We start from the raw sequence: 16,121 nt of genomic DNA on the forward strand, positions 1-16,121 counted from the left end.
CCGCTCCGCAACCGATACTTACGTCATTAACCGTTGCTAAAGGGTATAGCCGTGACACTGCATGACTATGTTGGCTCGGTTAAAGGCCTTCAAAACGAGGGGACCTCTCTCTTCATGTCTTGGCTGTCGAAAATTTCCGGGGGGCACAAGGAGACGGGCGGCGTGAAGGCCGGCTCCGCGCCGCGCAAGGAGCGCCCGACCACCCTGCCCAAGATCGTGATCGACCACCACGAATATGTGCCGGAGGAGTTCGTCCTCGGGTCCTTCCGCATCCGGCCCTATGATGGCGACCTGATCGCCAAACAGAAATTCGATTTCCGGTTGCAGTTCGACCTCGGTGGCGATCCGGTGGACGTGTCCTGCATGGGGATGGTGGTGAAGCTGACGCAGGAGGCCGGCCTCGTCGCCCGTTACCAGTCGCCGCAGCCCTTCTACGAACGCAAGCTGGTCGATTACATGAAGGCCTTCAAGGGGCTGTAAACGCGAATTCCTGCCCGAAGATGGTGGTGCCGGCCGACGGTAGCCACTATATCTATGGGCATGCCGATCCGTCTTCTCCCCGAAACACTGGTCAACCGCATCGCCGCCGGCGAGGTGGTCGAACGTCCTGCCGCCGCAGTGAAGGAGCTGGTGGAGAACGCCATCGACGCCGGCGCCACCCGCATCGACGTGGTGGCGCGCGACGGCGGCAAGTCGCTGATCGCCGTCACCGACGACGGCTGCGGCATGACCGCCGACGAGCTGGTGCTGGCGGTCGAACGCCACGCCACGTCGAAGCTACCAAGCGATGACCTGCTCGACATCCGCTCGCTGGGCTTCCGGGGGGAGGCGCTTCCGTCCATCGGCGCCGTCAGCTGCCTGACCATCACCAGCCGCGCCCGCGATGCCGACAGCGCCTGGAGCCTGACGGTGGATGCCGGCGCCAAGGGATCGCCGCAGCCGGCGGCCCTGGCCCAGGGCACGCGGATCGAGGTGCGCGACCTGTTCGCCGCCGTCCCCGCCCGGCTGAAGTTCCTGAAGGCGTCGCGCACCGAATACGACCACATCGCCGACTGCCTGGAACGGCTGGCGATGGCCCATCCCGGCGTCGCCTTCACGCTGTCGGACGGCGGCCGTGGCGGCCTGCGGCTGAGTGCGGCGCAGGGCAACCTGCTGGATGCGCGGCTGACCCGGCTGGGCGCCCTGATGGGCCGCGATTTCCAGGAGAACGCCGTCCCGGTGACGGCGGAGCGCGAGGGCGCGTCGCTGGCCGGCTGGATCGGCCTGCCCACCCTGCACCGCCCGACCGCCAAGCACCAGCACCTGTTCGTCAACGGCCGCCCGGTGCGCGACAAGCTGATGGTGGGCGCGGTGCGTGCCGCCTATGCCGATTTCCTGCCGCGCGACCGCCACCCGATGCTGGCCCTGTTCCTCGACATCGACCCGCAGGAGGTCGACGTGAACGTCCACCCGGCCAAGGCCGAGGTGCGGTTCCGCGACCAGGGTCTGGTGCGCGGCCTGATCGTCGGCTCGCTGAAGCATGCGCTGGCCGAGGCCGGCCACCGCGCCTCCACCACCGTCGGCCTCGCCACGCTGGGCGCCCTGCGGCCGGAACCGGCCGGCGATGCCGGGACCGACAGCGGCTTCACCCCCTCCCCCCTGCCCTACGGCCGGTCCGGCGGCGGGTCGGGCAGTGGTTGGGGCGGTTCCTACACGCCCACATCCGTGCCGCGCGGTCTGGCGGAGCGCTCCGCCGCCTTCCAGGCACCGACCCAGACGGGCCTGCCGCCACTGCAAGGCCGGCTCAGCGGATTCGGCAACGGCTTCGCCCCGGCGGCCCGCCCGCCGGAATACCGCGCCCCCGACCCGGCCGCACAAAGGCCCGAGCCGCCGCCCGACAGCCACCCGCTGGGTGCCGCGCGGGCGCAGGTCCACACCACCTACATCGTGGCGCAGACCCGCGAGGGCATCGTCATCGTTGACCAGCACGCCGCCCATGAACGGCTGGTCTATGAACGGATGAAGGCCGCCCTGCTGGAAGGCGGGGTGAAGCGCCAGGCCCTGCTGATCCCCGAACTGATCGAACTGGACGAGCCCTCCGCCAACCGCCTGCTGGCCCGCAGCGCCGAACTGGCCGAGCTTGGTCTGGTGATCGAGGGCTTCGGCCATGGCTGCGTCATGGTGCGCGAGGTTCCGGCCCTGCTCGGCCAGTCCGATGTGAAGAACCTGATCCGCGACCTTGCCGAGGAACTGTCCGAACTGGGCGACGCCCTGTCACTGAAGGAGCGGCTGGAGGAGGTCTGCGCGACGATGGCCTGCCACGGCAGCGTCCGCGCCGGCCGCACGCTGAGTGTCGACGAGATGAACGCCCTGCTGCGGCAGATGGAAGCGACGCCGCATAGTGGGCAGTGCAATCACGGCCGCCCGACCTATGTGGAGCTGAAGCTGGCGGATATTGAGCGGTTGTTTGGGAGGCGGTAGGGTTGTTGAAACCCTGGTACGCGCCTATCCCGTCCAACGGACGGCCTGACGCGCATCTAAAACACCGACGGGCGGCGCCCTATTGCGAACGCCGCCCTCCTTCCCTCAGTACCCCACCGTGAAGCGCTTGCGCTCATGCTTCGGCGTCTCGATCTCATCCACCAGCGCCACGGCGAAGTCCTCGTAGGAAATCCAGCTGCGGTCATTCTCGTCCGCCAGCAGCCCGTCGGTTCCCACCCGGAACTTGCCCGTCCGCTCGCCCAGCACGAACTCGGCCGACGGCGACAGGAAGGTCCAGTTCAGGTCCGGTTCGGCCTTCAGGCGGTCGAGGAACTCGGCGCCCTTGGTGGCCTCGGCCTTGTAGATCTCGGGGAATTCCGGCAGGTCGAGAACCCGCATCCCCGGCGCCACCTCCAGGCTGCCGGCGCCGCCGACCACCAGATAGCGCGGCACGCCCGACGCCTTCGCCGCACCGATCAGGCTGTCGGGATTGCTATCCAGGAACATCACGGCGCTGACCACCGCGTCATGCCCGGCCAGCAGCGGGGCGAGCGTTTCCGCGTTGTTGGCATCACCGGCCTTCACCGTCAGGCCGGGAGCGGGCTCCACCTTGGCGGGGTTGCGGACGATGGCGGTCACGCTATGGCCGCGGCGGAGCAGTTCGGCCTGGATGCGGCTGCCGGCGCGGCCGGCGGCGCCGATGATGGCGACGTTCATGGCGGGTGTCCTCTAACTAGGTTTCCAATGGTGACTTGATGCCGTTTCGGAAATCTGGTGTAAAGAAGGCACCTTTTCGTGACATGGTCACCCGCGCGTAACCGCCGGGAATAGTGGACGGGTGGCTCGGCTGGGAGTGGATGCGGATGGACAGAACCCTGCTGGGGCTCGGCGGCAAGCGGCCGTCGGAGGTGGATCAGTTGCCGGACGCCTATGCCTACGCCTGCCCGACGCGGCAGGCGCTGGACCGGATCGCCGACAAATGGACGGTGCTGATCCTGGGATTGCTGGAAAGCGGGCCGATGCGCTTCAACCAGCTGCGCCGCGAGATCGAGGGCATCTCGCAGAAGATGCTGTCGCAGACCCTGAAAAGCCTGGAACGCGACGGGCTGGTCAGCCGCAAGGTCTTCGCCACCGTGCCGGTCACCGTCGAATATTCAATCACCCCGCTGGGCGCCACGCTGGCCGAAACGCTGGTGCCGCTGCGGGTGTGGGCCGAAACCCACATCGCGCAGATGCTGGAGGCCCGCGCCGCCTATGACCGGGACGACGAGGATGCCCCGGCCCGGCTGGACGTCGCCTAAACCTCCTTACCGGGCTTCTTGTCCGCTTCCGTCCGCCGCAGCAGATAATCCAGCCCGCCGACGCGGAACCAGCGGTAGCCGTAGGCCTCCATCACCAGATGGTGGCGGCCCTTGTCGTCGGGTTCGCTGTGGTCCTCCGACAGCAGATTGACCAGCCGGCAGCCCTCGCCATGGCCGTCCACATCGAGGATGACCTCGCAGGGCTTGTCCGACAGGTTGTGCAGGACGACCACGCCGTTGTTGCGCCAGTCGTAGCGCAGGGCCAGCACTTCCGGCCGGCCGGTCTTCAGGATTTGGAAGTCGCCCCAGCCGATCTCCGGGCACTCCTTGCGCATGCGGATGATGCGCTCGGTCCAGTTCAGCAGCGATTCCGGGTCGCGGCGCTGGATCGCGGCGTTGATCCGCTCATAGCCGAAGACGCCGCCGCTGATCACCGGGATTTCCGGATCGTCGGACTTGGTGAAGCCGCCATGCGGTTCGTCCGACCATTGCATCGGCGTGCGGGCGCAGTTGCGTTCGGGCAGCGACAGGTCGTCGCCCATGCCGATCTCGTCGCCATAGCGGATGACCGGTGTCCCCGGCAGGGTGAACATCAGGCTGTAGGCCAGCTCGATCCGCCGCCGGTCGGCGTGCAGCATCGGCGCCAGCCGCCGCCGGATTCCCCGGTCATACAGCTGCATCGACTTGTCCGGCCCGAAAGCGGCGAACACCGCCTGCCGCTGCTCCTCGGTCAGCCGGCCCAGGTCCAGCTCGTCATGATTGCGCAGGAAGGTGCCCCACTGGGCGGTGGCGGGCCGCGGCTTCGTCACCTCCAACGCCTTGACCAGCGGACCGCTGTCGGCGGTGGCCAGCGCGTAGAACAGGTGCTGGTTGACCTGGAAATTGAACATCATGTGGCAGCGGTCGCCATCGACGCCGAAATATTCCAGATCGTCTTCCGGCAGGATGTTGGCCTCCGCCAGCAGAACGGCGTCGCCACGGCGCCACTGCACGAACTCGCGGAAGCTGCGCAGCATGCCGAACTGCTCCTTCGGCTTGGTGACGTCGGCCCCCTTCTCCGCGATGATGAAGGGCACGGCATCCATGCGGAAGCCGGCGACACCCAGCTGAATCCAGAAGCCCATGATCTTCAGCAGTTCGGCCTGCACCTCCGGATTGGCGGTGTTCAGGTCGGGCTGGAATTTGTAGAAGCGGTGGAAGTACCAGGCCTTGGCTTCGCGGTCATGGGTCCAGGTCGATTTCTGCACGCCGGGGAAGACCATGCCCTGGTCGGCATTCTCCGGCTTCCTGTCGGACCAGACATACCAGTCGCGATATTTGCTGTCGGGATCGCTGCGGGCCTCCCTGAACCAGGGATGCTCGTCGGAGGTGTGGTTGATCACCAGATCGATGATCACCCGGATGCCGCGCTGCTCGCAGGCGTGGGTGAACTCGACAAAGTCGCCCAGCGTGCCGTAACGCGGATCGACGTTGTAATAGTCGGCGACGTCGTACCCGTCGTCCTTCATCGGCGAGGTCTGGAACGGCCCCAGCCACAGGCAGGTCACCCCCAGCCCGTGCAGATAGTCCAGCCGGCGCAGCAGCCCCTGGAAATCGCCGACCCCGTCGCCGTTGGCGTCCATGAAGGTCGACAGCGACAGATTGTAGATGACCGCGTTCTTGTACCAGAGGTCCCGGATCATGGCCGCTCCATCCCGATGCCGCCCTCCGGCCCGATGCGGGGAGGACAGGCGGGGAACAGCGGCAACGCCACTTTGGTTGCAGGGTCGACAAATCTTCGGCGGCAAGGCCTGGACGGTCTCCCCTGCGGCAAAGTTGCAGATCAGGCATCCGGCATCTGGCATGCAAAACTTTTTGCGATGGCATGCCAGTTTGCTTATGTTGCAGCACAGCATGACTGGACCGTCACCGTGGGCACCCGCTGTCCGTGGAGGATGCCGTTTGCCGGCATGCGCTGTTGATCCTGTCGATGCCCCTCCCCTTCCGATAAGGACGCCTCCTCCATGATCGAGACCCAGGCCCTTCTGTTCCTCGCGCTGACCGGCATGATCGGCCACGCCGTCTATATGGCCAGCGGCCGCGGCGGCTTCACCGTGATCGAGCCCGAGAAGGACAAGGCGGAGGAGGAGCCGGGCATCCTGTTCTCCTCCGACCGCTTCCAGCAGGCGGCGCAGACCGACGGGAAGTCGGAAGGCAACTCCGGCAAGGCGAAGGACCGTCCCTTCTGGATCGAATGAGCGATGCGGACCGGGGCGCTCTCACGCATCCCCGGCCCGCGTCATTCAATTAGTCCTTTGGCAGTCAGTCCTCTGAACGAAGCCCCCGACTGTCCCTTTACCCGTTGGCGGTGCCGGCGGCGGCCCCGACCGGGACGGCACGGGTGGTGTCACCCTGTTCGGCACGCCGTGCCAGCTCCTCGTTGCGGGCATGGTGGCGGGCCAGCATCGGCTTCAGGACCAAGAGCGCACAGGCCGCGGCGGTCAGGTCCATGGTGGCGGTGACGTACAGCACGGTCGCCCAGGTGCCGGTGGCTTCCATCAGCAGGTTCCCCATCGGGACCAGCAGGGCGGCGACACCCTTGGCGCAGTAGAGGACGCCGTAGATCTTGCCGGCATGCTTGGTGCCGAAGGTGTCGGCCGAGGTGGCGCTGAACAGGCTGTACACTTCGCCCCAGGCCAGGAAGACCATGCCGCTGAGGATCAGGAACATCATCGGGTCGTGGCCGAACTTGCTGAGCATGATGATGCCCAGCCCTTCCAGCGTGAAGGCGACGAACATGGTCGCCTCACGGCCGATGTGATCGGAGATGAAGCCGAACAGCGGGCGCGAGATGCCGTTCATCACGCGGTCCAGCATCAGGGCGAAGGGCAGAGCCGCCATGGTCAGGCCGAGGACGCTGACCGGGGCTTCCTTCACGCCCAGATCGTGGGCGATGACGCCCAGCTGGGCCACCGCCATCAGGCCGCCGGTGACGGTGCCGATGAACATCGCCCACATCACCCAGAACACCGGGGTGCGGATCGCCTCGCCCAGCGTGTAGTCGCGGCGGGTCTGCGCAACCTTGGTGGAGGCCTTGACATGCTCCTTCTGCGGCATGCGCAGGAACAGCGCGGCGGCGATGATGATGGCGCCCTGCAGCAGGCCGAACCAGAAGAAGGCCGTCTGATAACCGGCGGCATGGATCGTCGCCGAGATCGGCAGGATGGTGAGCGCCGAGCCGGCGCCATAGCCGCCCGCAGTCAGGCCGACCGCCAGACCGCGCTTTTCCGGGAACCATTTCAACGCGTTGTTGACGCAGGTGGCATAGACGCAGCCGACGCCGACGCCGCCGATCGCCGAGCCGACATACAGCATGCTGAGCGAGCCGGCATAGCTGTCGATGATCCAGGACAGGCCGGTGAAGAAGCCGCCGGCGGCGACGATCACCCGGGGGCCGTACTTGTCGATGAAATAACCCTCGATCGGCGTCAGCCAGGTCTGCACGACGACGAAGATGGTGAAGGCGGTCTGGATCGATGCGCGCGTCCAGCCGTGGGTCGCCTGGATTTCCGGGACGAACAGCGTCCAGGCATATTGGATGTTGGCCGCCGCCACCATGCAGACGATGCCGATGACGATCTGCATCCAGCGGACCGCATCGCTCACCGGCGCCGCGGACTCCGCCGCCGGTTGTGAATTCATATGAGCCATCGTGCCTCCCGATTAACTTGCCTGAGCCGGCGGCACGGCCCCTCTCCCGGGGACCGGCACGCCAATCACGATTGCGGAATGACCCGGACGGACCGCTCTTGCTGACGGTTCCTTTCCGGAACTCGGCGCGGATGCCGACAATCGCTCGGAGTTCGATTGTCCCGATTTAGGAATGCCAGATATGAAATCTGGTATGCCAAAACCGGGGACAAAAAGACACCGACGGACGGATCGACGCCGTAGGCATACAGTCTGACCAAGTAAAAATTACGCTACACACCGTCATTGCCGACCGGTCCACACCGGTTTTTGTATCGGCTCACCTACCTGATCGCGCATTCTGTAAAAAGAAGCCGTGCCGGTACCTGCACGGCCCCCTCCAACGAGGGTGTGCAGTCTTAGGAGATAGATAGATGCCGCCGTTTCCATAGAGGAACCGCATCGGCGACACACAATGTTTTGCTCGGATTGTTTTGGAACTCAACAATCCGTTTGGTCTTTCCGCATGATGGAAAAACACAGGCGCCGGTCTTGGAGCGCCAAGGATACGGGCCCACCGGCGGGTGGACGGTCTCGACAAAAAATGGAACTCGGGGATTGAAAGGGCGGACCGGCGACCCCGGGGTGGGGGGTGAGCGGGCACTGCCTATGCGGTCAGGCCTAGTGACGAACCGCCAGAAATGCGACGCGGGTGTCGCCGTAGCGGCGCTCGTCGACCGCCGTGAAACCGTCGGGAAGCGGCAGCGGATCGCGGTCGGCGACCTCAACCACGGCGAGCGCACCGTCGGCCAGCCATCCGGCGCGCAGCAGACCCTCCAGCGCGCGCGGCGCCAGCCCCTGGCCGTAGGGCGGATCGAGGAAGGCCAGCATGCAAGGATGCGGGGCCGGCGGCGGCTTGGTCGCGTCGGCGCGCAGGATTTGCGCGTTCGCCGCCTCGCGCAATGCTTCGACATTGGCGCGCACGGCATCCAGCGCCGGCCGGCCCATGTCGAGGAAACCGCACCAGGAGGCGCCGCGCGACAGGGCTTCCAGCCCCAGCGCGCCGGTGCCGCAGAAGGCGTCGACGACCGCTACGCCCTCGAAGTCGGGCGCCCAGTCGGCATGGACCAGGATGTTGAAGATGGCTTGCCGGGTGCGGTCGGTGGTGGGGCGGGTATCGCGCCCGCCCGGCGCCACCAGACTGCGGCCGCGGTGCTTACCGCCGACGATCCGCACGCGGGCGCTCCGTCCGTCCGCCGGCACCGCCGCCCGACCTCTCGCCGCCGCCGGCCTTCGGGCCGCCCCGCGGCGCCGGCCCGGCGCCCTTCGGGCCGGTCGGCTTGGAACCACCGGGTTTGAAGCCGGGAGCCTTGCCATCCCGCGGCCGCTCGTCACGGGACTTGGCGTCCCGTGGATTGGCATCCCGGGGCTTGGAATCGCGGGAACGTCCGCCCTCGGACCGCGGGGCATCGGACCGGACGCCGTCCGGCTTGCCGGGACGCCCCGGCTTGGCAGACGCACCGCCCCCCAGCGACAGGGTGCCACGGGTGGATGTACCGCGCCGCGCCGGCTTGGCCTCCTCGGCGCGGGCGGCTTCCGCCTCGTGCCGCTTGGTGGCGGAGCGAGGAGCACGCTTCGGAGCGGCCTTGGCATCCGCGACAGGGTCGGCCTTGCCGCCCGCCCGGACGCCGGTGGGCGCCTTCTTCGCCGGCGCGGTCTTCACCGCCGCCTCGGCACGGGCCTTGGCCCGCTGCTTGGTGCCGGACTCGGCAGGCTCCGCCCCTTCGGGCGTGCCGAAGAAGGGGGCGATCTGTTCGCGGACGACGCGCTTCGGCACCTCCTCGACGGCGCCCTCCTCCAGCTTGCCGAGCTGGAAGGGACCGTAGGCGACGCGGATCAGCCGGTTCACCTGGAGCCCGAGCGCCTCCATCACCTTGCGGATCTCGCGGTTCTTGCCTTCCTTCAGGCTGACGGTCAGCCAGGCGTTGCGGCCCTGGATGCGGTCGAGCACCGCCTCGATCGGGCCATACTTCACGCCCTCGATGGTCGGGCCCTTCTCCAGCGCCGCCAACTGCTTCTCGTCCACCTCGCCGAAGACGCGCACGCGATAGCGGCGGGTCCAGCCGGTCGCCGGCAGCTCCAGGAAGCGGGCCAGCTCGCCGTCGTTGGTCAGCAGCAGCAGCCCCTCGGTCGTCAGGTCGAGACGGCCGATGGAAACGACGCGCGGCAGGTCGGGCGGCAGGCGGTCGAAGACGGTCTCGCGCCCCTTCTCGTCGCGGGCGGTGGTGACCAGCCCCGACGGCTTGTGATAGCGCCACAGGCGGGCCGGCTCCGGCTCCGGAATGACCTTGCCGTCGACCTGCACGATGTCGCCGGGGCGCACCACGCAGGCCGGGCTGTCGAGCACGCGGCTGTTGACCGCGACGCGGCCCTCGGCGATCCAGCGTTCGGCGTCGCGGCGCGAGCAAAGGCCGGCGCGCGCCAGTCGCTTGGCGATGCGTTCACCGCCGTTGGCGGCGGAATCGGATTTCTTGGCAGTATCGGAGCGGTCCATGGCCGGACCATAGGGCCTGGACGCGCCGCCCGCAACACTGGTCCGGCGCTTGAGCACCGGAATCCGGTTGACGCGCCCGGCGGGCGGTTGGCACCCTGCCCGGCCATGCCGTCTCCCCGCTATATGGACCTCGCCTTCGCCGCCGCCGAAGCCGCCGCTGCGCGCGGCGAGGTGCCGGTCGGCGCCGTCCTCGTCGATCCCGCGACCGGCGCCGTCCTCGCCACCGCCGGCAACCGGACGGAGGAGCTGTGCGACCCGTCGGCCCATGCCGAACTGCTGGCGATCCGTGCCGCCTGCGCGGAGCGCGGCCAACCCCGCCTGCCCGGCTGCGACCTGTATGTGACGCTGGAACCCTGCGCGCTGTGCGCCGCAGCGATCAGCTTCGCCCGCCTCCGGCGGGTCTATTACGGCGCCTACGACCCCAAGGGCGGCGCCGTCGACCATGGCCCGCGCTTCTTCACCCAGCCGACCTGCCACCATGCGCCGGAGGTCTACAGCGGCATCGGCGAGACACGGGCCGGCGCGCTGCTGCGGGGATTTTTCAGGGAGCGGCGCTAAACACCACCGCATTCAGCCGGCCGACATCTGGGCCGCAATGTTGTTGCCAGAGTTCCGCAATGGAATTTCTTAAAGCTACAGTTCCTCAACTCAGTTCGTTTCGCAGAATGCACGGGTGAAAATCCCATGAGCGAAGCAACCGGTCACACAATTCGTGTAAATACGATATAGCCTGTTAAGTGTTTGTTCAGCGAACATAGGCCCATGATCGGCAGACCACGTCAGCCATCGGGAGTTTCAGAATGTTGTCGTTCCGCAAGCCGCAGGATAATCAGGCTGCCGAAGAGCTGGCTCTGCTGGGACGCCATGCCGGAGTCGGGTTGTGGGACGCCGTGATCCACAACGGCGATCCGATGCACGTGCAGAGCCGCTGGCACTGGTCGCCGGAATTCCGCCGCCTCGTCGGTTTCAACCATGACGACACCGCCGGCTTCCCCGACAAGGTCGGATCCTGGGCCGACCGGCTGCATCCCGACGATGCCAAGCGCACCTTCGACGCCTTCATGGCCTGCCTGAACGACCGCAGCGGCCGCACCGGCTATGACGTGAATTACCGGCTGAAGGTGAAGGACGGCAGCTATCGCTGGTTCCGCGCCATCGGCGGCGTCGCCCGCGACGCCAGCGGCTTGGCCCTGCGTGCCTGCGGCTCCCTGATCGACATCGATGCCGAACGCAACGAGCTGGAACGGGCCAAGCTGCTCGACCGCCACGCCGGCGTCGGGCTGTGGGACGCGGTCTTCCACAATGGCGATCCGATGCACGCGCAGAGCCGCTGGCACTGGTCGCCGGAGTTCCGCCGTCTCGTCGGCTTCGACCATGACGACACCACCGGCTTTCCCGACAAGGTCGGGTCCTGGGCCGACCGGCTGCACTCCGACGATGCCAAGCGCACCTTCGATGCCTTCATGGCCTGCCTGAACGACCGCAGCGGCCGCACCGGCTATGATGTGGAATACCGCCTGAAGATGAGGGACGGCAGCTATCGCTGGTTCCGCGCCATCGGCGGCGTCGCCCGCGACGCCAGCGGCCTGGCGCTGCGCGCCTGCGGATCGCTGATCGACATCGACGCCCAGAAGGTCGCCGAGTTGCGGCAGGCGGAGATGGACGGAGAGCGCCGCCGCAGCGTCGCCACCCTCGCCGAATCGCTGGACCGCGAGGTCGGCACCGCCGCCGACCGCGCCACCGCCAACGCCCAGACCGTCGCCGCCGCGACGGAGGAGCTGTCGGCCTCGATCTCCGACATCAGCAACCGCGCCAACGAGGCGTCCGGCGCCTCGCTGAAGGCATCGGAGGAGGCGACCCGCACCAACGCCGCGGTGGAGGCGCTGGTCACTTCGGCCGAGCGCATCGGCGCCATCACCAAGCTGATCAACAGCATCGCGTCCCAGACCAACCTGCTGGCCTTGAACGCCACCATCGAGGCTGCCCGCGCCGGCGAAGCGGGGCGCGGCTTCGCCGTCGTGGCGAACGAGGTGAAGTCGCTGGCCCAGCAGAGCGGCAGTGCGGCCGACGACATCGCGGCGCAGATCGCCTCGGTCCAGCAGGAGGCGCTGCACGCGGTGGACGCCATCCGCCGCATCGGCGCCATCGTCACCGACGTCCAGCAGATCTCCACCACCATCGCCGCCGCCGTGTCGCAGCAGGAATCGGCGACCAAGGAGATCGCCCACAGCGTCACCCGTGTGGTCCGCGACATCGAAGTGGTGTCGCAGAACATCGCCACCACGTCGGAACGGCTGCGGGCGTAAAGCGGAAATGGGAAGGGGGCGCAGCGATGCGCCCCCCTCCTTCGTTGACTGCATCAATTCTCGTAAATCCGCAGCGAAACCGGTCCACATTTTGTCACCGGCAGGACCGTTTCGGAACTGCTCCCCAGCGCCTATCTCACGCCCATACCGCCCCTCGATCGATAGAGGTAGAGACGCGGGCGCAAGGGAGAGACCAATCATGAAACACCGCTCCGCATCCCTGATTTTGGCTTTGAGCCTCGTCTTCACCGCTGCATCCGTCGATCCTTTCGCCGGGTTCGGATCGTCGGCCGCCTTCGCCCGCGGCAGCGGCGGAAACGGCGGCGGAAATGGTGGAGGGCATGGGGGCGGAAACGCCGGCGGCAATAGCGGCAGCCACGGCAACAGTGCCGGTCACTCCCAAAGTTCCAGCCATGCACAGACCGGCGACTCCGTCGGAGCCAGCCGGGCTGACGATGCGACCCAGGATACCAAGACACGCGCCGCCCAGATCCACGCGGCGGCCATTGCACATCCGTCCAACATCTCCGCGACGAAGACCAACGCGGTGGCCAATGAACTTGGCAATCTGAATGCGGCCCACGCATCGGCAACTGCACGGGCGAATGCCGCTCCGACGTCCATGGTTGGCAGGATCGCGACCTACGACGCCGCGATGCGGCAAGCTTTGACGATCAGCGATCCGGTCACCCGCGCCTATGTCATCAACGCGGCCCGGGCCGATCTCGCCACCGTGGCGAACAAGCCGCTGACCGCATCGGTGGTGGCGCGGGTGGACCGCCTTCTTGGCCTGCCGACCGGCGGATACTAAGCGACCGGAACAGGCATGGGGCGCGTCAGCGCCCCACCGCCCGCCAGCCGATGTCGCGGCGGCAGAAGCCGTCCGGCCAGTCCAGCGCATCCACCGCCTTGTAGGCCGCCGTCTGCGCCGCCGCGACCGTGGGCGCCAGCGCCGTGACGCCCAGCACCCGGCCGCCGACCGACAGCACCCGGCCGTCCTCGGCCCGCTTGGTGCCAGCGTGGAAGACGGTCACGCCATCCACCGCGCCGGCCTTGTCCAGCCCGCGGATCTCCGTATTCTTGGCGTAATCGCCCGGATAGCCGCTGGCCGCCATCACCACGCAGAGCGCGGTCTGCTCGTGCCAGCGCAGGTCGATGCTGTCCAGCACCCCGTCGGCCGCCGCCACCAGCGCCGCCAGCGCGTCGGACTTCAGCCGCATCATCAGCGTCTGGCATTCCGGGTCGCCGAAGCGGACATTGAACTCCAGCGTCTTCGGCACCGGGCCGTCCGGCGTCCGCATGATCATCAGGCCGGCGAACAGCACGCCCTTGAAGGGCTTGCCTTCCGCTGCCATGCCCTTGACCGTCGGCAGGATGATCTCGCGCATCACGCGGTCCTGCAGGTCGGGGGTCAGCACCGGCGCGGGGGAATAGGCGCCCATGCCGCCGGTGTTGGGGCCGGTGTCGCCGTCGCCGACCGCCTTGTGGTCCTGGGCCGAGGCCAGCGGCAGCGCGTTCTCGCCGTCGCACAGCGCGAAGAAGCTGACCTCCTCGCCGTCCAGGAACTCCTCGACCACCACCTCGGCACCGGCGGCGCCGAAGCGGCCGCCGACCAGCGCATCGTCGATGGCGTCAAACGCCTCCTGCTCACTGCGGGCGACGGTGACACCCTTGCCGGCGGCCAGACCGTCGGCCTTCACCACGATGGGCGCGCCATGCTTGCGGACATAGGCCTTGGCGGCTTCCGGATCCTTGAAGCGCTCGTAGAAGGCGGTGGGCACCCCGTATTTCGCCAGGATGTCCTTCATGAAGCCCTTGGAGCCCTCCAGCTCCGCCGCCGCCGCACTCGGCCCGAAGGCCTTGACGCCCAGCGCCGTCAGCCTGTCGACCAGACCCAGCACCAGCGGGCCTTCCGGACCGACGACGACGAAATCGATGGCGTTGTCCTGGACGAAGCGCACCAGCGCGTCGACATCCTCCGACCCGATGGGGACCAGCGCGGCGACGTCGGCGATGCCGGCATTGCCGGGCGCGCAATAGAGCTTGTCGCACAGCGGCGAATTGGAAATGGCCCAGCAGAGCGCGTGCTCACGACCGCCCGATCCGACGACGAGGACTTTCATGGGGTGGCGCTCCTTCCGCCTTGTTGCATTCTGCGCGCCTTGTATCATGGCGGCGCCCCAACTCAAGAGCGCCATGACGTCCGAAAACGCCCCCCTCATCGCCCCGGAACCGCGCCCCGGCTCCAACCTTCCGGAATTCACCGTCGGCGATCTTGCCCGCCGGCTGAAGCGCAGCATCGAGGAGGAATTCGGCTTCGTCCGCGTCCGCGGCGAGATCAGCCAGCCGAAGAAGCACAGCTCCGGCCACTGCTACATGCGCCTGAAGGACGACAGCGCGGTGATCGAGGCGGTGTGCTGGCGCGGCACCATGGCGAAGCTGGCGGTCCGGCCGGAGGAGGGGCTGGAGGTCATCGTCACCGGGCGCATGACCACCTACCCCGGCCGCTCGCAGTACCAGCTGATCGTCGAGTCGATGGAGCTGGCCGGCGAAGGTGCCCTGCTGAAGATGCTGGAGGAGCGCAAGCGCCGGCTGGCGGCGGAGGGGCTGTTCGACCCCGCCCGCAAGAAGCGCATCCCCTTCCTGCCCGACGTGATCGGCGTCGTCACCTCCCCCACCGGCGCGGTGATCCGCGACATCCTGCACCGGCTGAACGACCGTTTCCCCCGCCATGTCCTGCTGTGGCCGGTCGCCGTCCAGGGCGAACGCGCGGCGGCCGAGGTGACGGCGGCCATCGAGGGCTTCAACCGCATCCAGCCCGGTGGGCGCATCCCCCGGCCGGACCTCATCATCGTGGCGCGCGGCGGCGGCTCGCTGGAAGACCTGATGGCCTTCAACGAGGAGAACGTCGTCCGTGCAGCAGCAAGCAGCGCCATCCCGCTGATCTCCGCCGTCGGGCACGAGACCGACACCACGCTCATCGATTTCGCATCCGACCTGCGGGCTCCCACCCCGACAGCCGCCGCCGAGATGGCGGTGCCAGTACGCGGCGAGCTGCTGGCGCAGATCCTCGACGACGAGCGCCGCCTGCTCGCCAGCGCCTCGCGCGCGGTGGAGGACCGCCGCAACCGGGTGGAGGGGCTGGCCCGCGGCCTGGGCGATCCCCGCGCCCTGCTGGAGGGTCATGCCCAGCGGCTGGACGACCGGGCGGAGCGGCTGAACCTCGCAGCCTCGGCCCTGCTGGAACGGCGGCGCACCCGCATCGGCGAACTGGCCGCCAAGCTGCGCCACCCGCGCGAGAAGCTGGCCCAGGCGGAGCAGAAACTGGCATCGGAGAGCCGCGCGCTCGACTCGGCCCTGCGCCACGCGGTGACCACCGCGGGCGGGCGCTTCGACCGGGTCGCCGGCCGGCTGTCGCTGACCCCGGCGCGGGTGAAGCTGGCCGACGGCGAACGCCGCATCGCCGACCTGACGCCGCGCCTGGACCGCAGCTATGCCAAGGGCGTTGCCGACAAGGCGGCCAAGCTGGCGTCGCTCGGACAATTGCTGGAAAGCTACAGCTACAAGGGCGTGCTGGCCCGCGGCTTCGCCCTGGTCGAGGACCGCGACGGCCGGCCGGTGACCCGCGCCGATCAGGCGACGCCGGGTCTGGCGGTCAACATCGTCTTCGCCGGTGACGCCAAAGTTGCCGCAACGGTCGATGGTGGCACAAAGGTAGACTCAACGAACGAGCCGACGACCGACACCAAGGCGGAGAAGAAGGCCGCACCGCGCAAGCCGCGGGTGGTTCCGGTGCAGGGAACACTTTTCTGAGTAGGGAGGCCGCGCCCG

14 protein-coding genes are annotated in these 16,121 nt (G+C 67.9%); 8 read left to right on the forward strand and 6 right to left on the reverse strand.

All coding sequences use genetic code 11. From position 1 onward, the window contains the following. Window positions 1-162: 162 nt before the first annotated feature. A complete protein-coding gene (locus tag J2848_RS06170) occupies window positions 163-480 on the forward strand; it encodes a hypothetical protein (RefSeq protein WP_246193682.1) in 318 nt (105 codons plus the stop codon). Between the two features lie 60 nt (window positions 481-540). Continuing rightward, a complete protein-coding gene (gene mutL, locus J2848_RS06175; protein ID WP_149229994.1) occupies window positions 541-2,460 on the forward strand; it encodes a DNA mismatch repair endonuclease MutL in 1,920 nt (639 codons plus the stop codon). 105 nt (window positions 2,461-2,565) lie between these two features. Here mutL and J2848_RS06180 read toward each other — a convergent pair whose 3' ends face one another. Beyond that, window positions 2,566-3,177 (reverse strand): NAD(P)-dependent oxidoreductase, encoded by a 612-nt coding sequence (locus J2848_RS06180; RefSeq protein WP_149229993.1) that lies wholly within the window; start codon window positions 3,175-3,177, stop codon window positions 2,566-2,568. 146 nt (window positions 3,178-3,323) lie between these two features. Here J2848_RS06180 and J2848_RS06185 point away from each other — a divergent pair, with 146 nt between their 5' ends. Further along, a complete protein-coding gene (locus J2848_RS06185) occupies window positions 3,324-3,761 on the forward strand; it encodes a winged helix-turn-helix transcriptional regulator (RefSeq protein WP_149229992.1) in 438 nt (145 codons plus the stop codon). Here the strand turns inward: J2848_RS06185 and J2848_RS06190 are convergent. After that, window positions 3,758-5,443 carry an alpha-amylase family protein gene (locus tag J2848_RS06190; protein WP_149229991.1) on the reverse strand — a complete coding sequence of 562 codons (1,686 nt, stop codon included), beginning with the start codon at window positions 5,441-5,443 and terminating at the stop codon, window positions 3,758-3,760. The two genes, J2848_RS06185 and J2848_RS06190, sit on opposite strands and share 4 nt — an antisense overlap. A gap of 321 nt (window positions 5,444-5,764) precedes the next feature. Between J2848_RS06190 and J2848_RS06195 the strand changes: the two genes are divergently transcribed. Further along, window positions 5,765-5,998, forward strand: coding sequence for a hypothetical protein (locus tag J2848_RS06195; RefSeq protein ID WP_149229990.1), 234 nt, complete (start codon window positions 5,765-5,767; stop codon window positions 5,996-5,998). A gap of 97 nt (window positions 5,999-6,095) precedes the next feature. Here the strand turns inward: J2848_RS06195 and oxlT are convergent, their stop codons facing one another. The 3 genes from oxlT to J2848_RS36275 all read right to left on the reverse strand — a co-directional run bounded on the left by oxlT (window position 6,096) and on the right by J2848_RS36275 (window position 9,984). After that, window positions 6,096-7,442 (reverse strand): oxalate/formate MFS antiporter, encoded by a 1,347-nt coding sequence (gene oxlT / locus J2848_RS06200; protein WP_149230437.1) that lies wholly within the window; start codon window positions 7,440-7,442, stop codon window positions 6,096-6,098. A 669-nt stretch (window positions 7,443-8,111) separates the two neighbouring features. After that, window positions 8,112-8,666 (reverse strand): 16S rRNA (guanine(966)-N(2))-methyltransferase RsmD, encoded by a 555-nt coding sequence (gene rsmD, locus J2848_RS06205; protein WP_149229989.1) that lies wholly within the window; start codon window positions 8,664-8,666, stop codon window positions 8,112-8,114. Further along, window positions 8,647-9,984, reverse strand: coding sequence for a pseudouridine synthase (locus tag J2848_RS36275; protein WP_149229988.1), 1,338 nt, complete (start codon window positions 9,982-9,984; stop codon window positions 8,647-8,649). The genes rsmD and J2848_RS36275 overlap by 20 nt, the downstream gene beginning before the upstream one ends. Before the next feature lie 105 nt (window positions 9,985-10,089). Here J2848_RS36275 and J2848_RS06215 point away from each other — a divergent pair, with 105 nt between their 5' ends. The 3 genes from J2848_RS06215 to J2848_RS06225 all read left to right on the forward strand — a co-directional run bounded on the left by J2848_RS06215 (window position 10,090) and on the right by J2848_RS06225 (window position 13,101). Beyond that, entirely contained in the window at window positions 10,090-10,542 is a 453-nt protein-coding gene (locus J2848_RS06215) for a nucleoside deaminase (RefSeq protein WP_149229987.1), read from the forward strand. Between the two features lie 242 nt (window positions 10,543-10,784). Further along, entirely contained in the window at window positions 10,785-12,290 is a 1,506-nt protein-coding gene (locus J2848_RS06220; protein WP_149229986.1) for a methyl-accepting chemotaxis protein, read from the forward strand. A gap of 199 nt (window positions 12,291-12,489) precedes the next feature. Continuing rightward, complete coding sequence (locus J2848_RS06225) at window positions 12,490-13,101, forward strand: Holotricin-3 precursor (protein ID WP_149229985.1); 612 nt, start codon at window positions 12,490-12,492, stop codon at window positions 13,099-13,101. Window positions 13,102-13,126: 25 nt separating this feature from the next. Here J2848_RS06225 and purD read toward each other — a convergent pair whose 3' ends face one another. After that, a complete protein-coding gene (gene purD / locus J2848_RS06230) occupies window positions 13,127-14,413 on the reverse strand; it encodes a phosphoribosylamine--glycine ligase (protein ID WP_149229984.1) in 1,287 nt (428 codons plus the stop codon). Between the two features lie 73 nt (window positions 14,414-14,486). On the opposite strand from purD, the gene xseA reads away from it, so the two are divergent. Next, window positions 14,487-16,103 carry an exodeoxyribonuclease VII large subunit gene (gene xseA, locus J2848_RS06235; RefSeq protein ID WP_149229983.1) on the forward strand — a complete coding sequence of 539 codons (1,617 nt, stop codon included), beginning with the start codon at window positions 14,487-14,489 and terminating at the stop codon, window positions 16,101-16,103. Window positions 16,104-16,121 lie beyond the last annotated feature (18 nt).

Source organism: Azospirillum lipoferum (genome assembly GCF_024170005.1).
Classification (GTDB): domain Bacteria; phylum Pseudomonadota; class Alphaproteobacteria; order Azospirillales; family Azospirillaceae; genus Azospirillum; species Azospirillum lipoferum.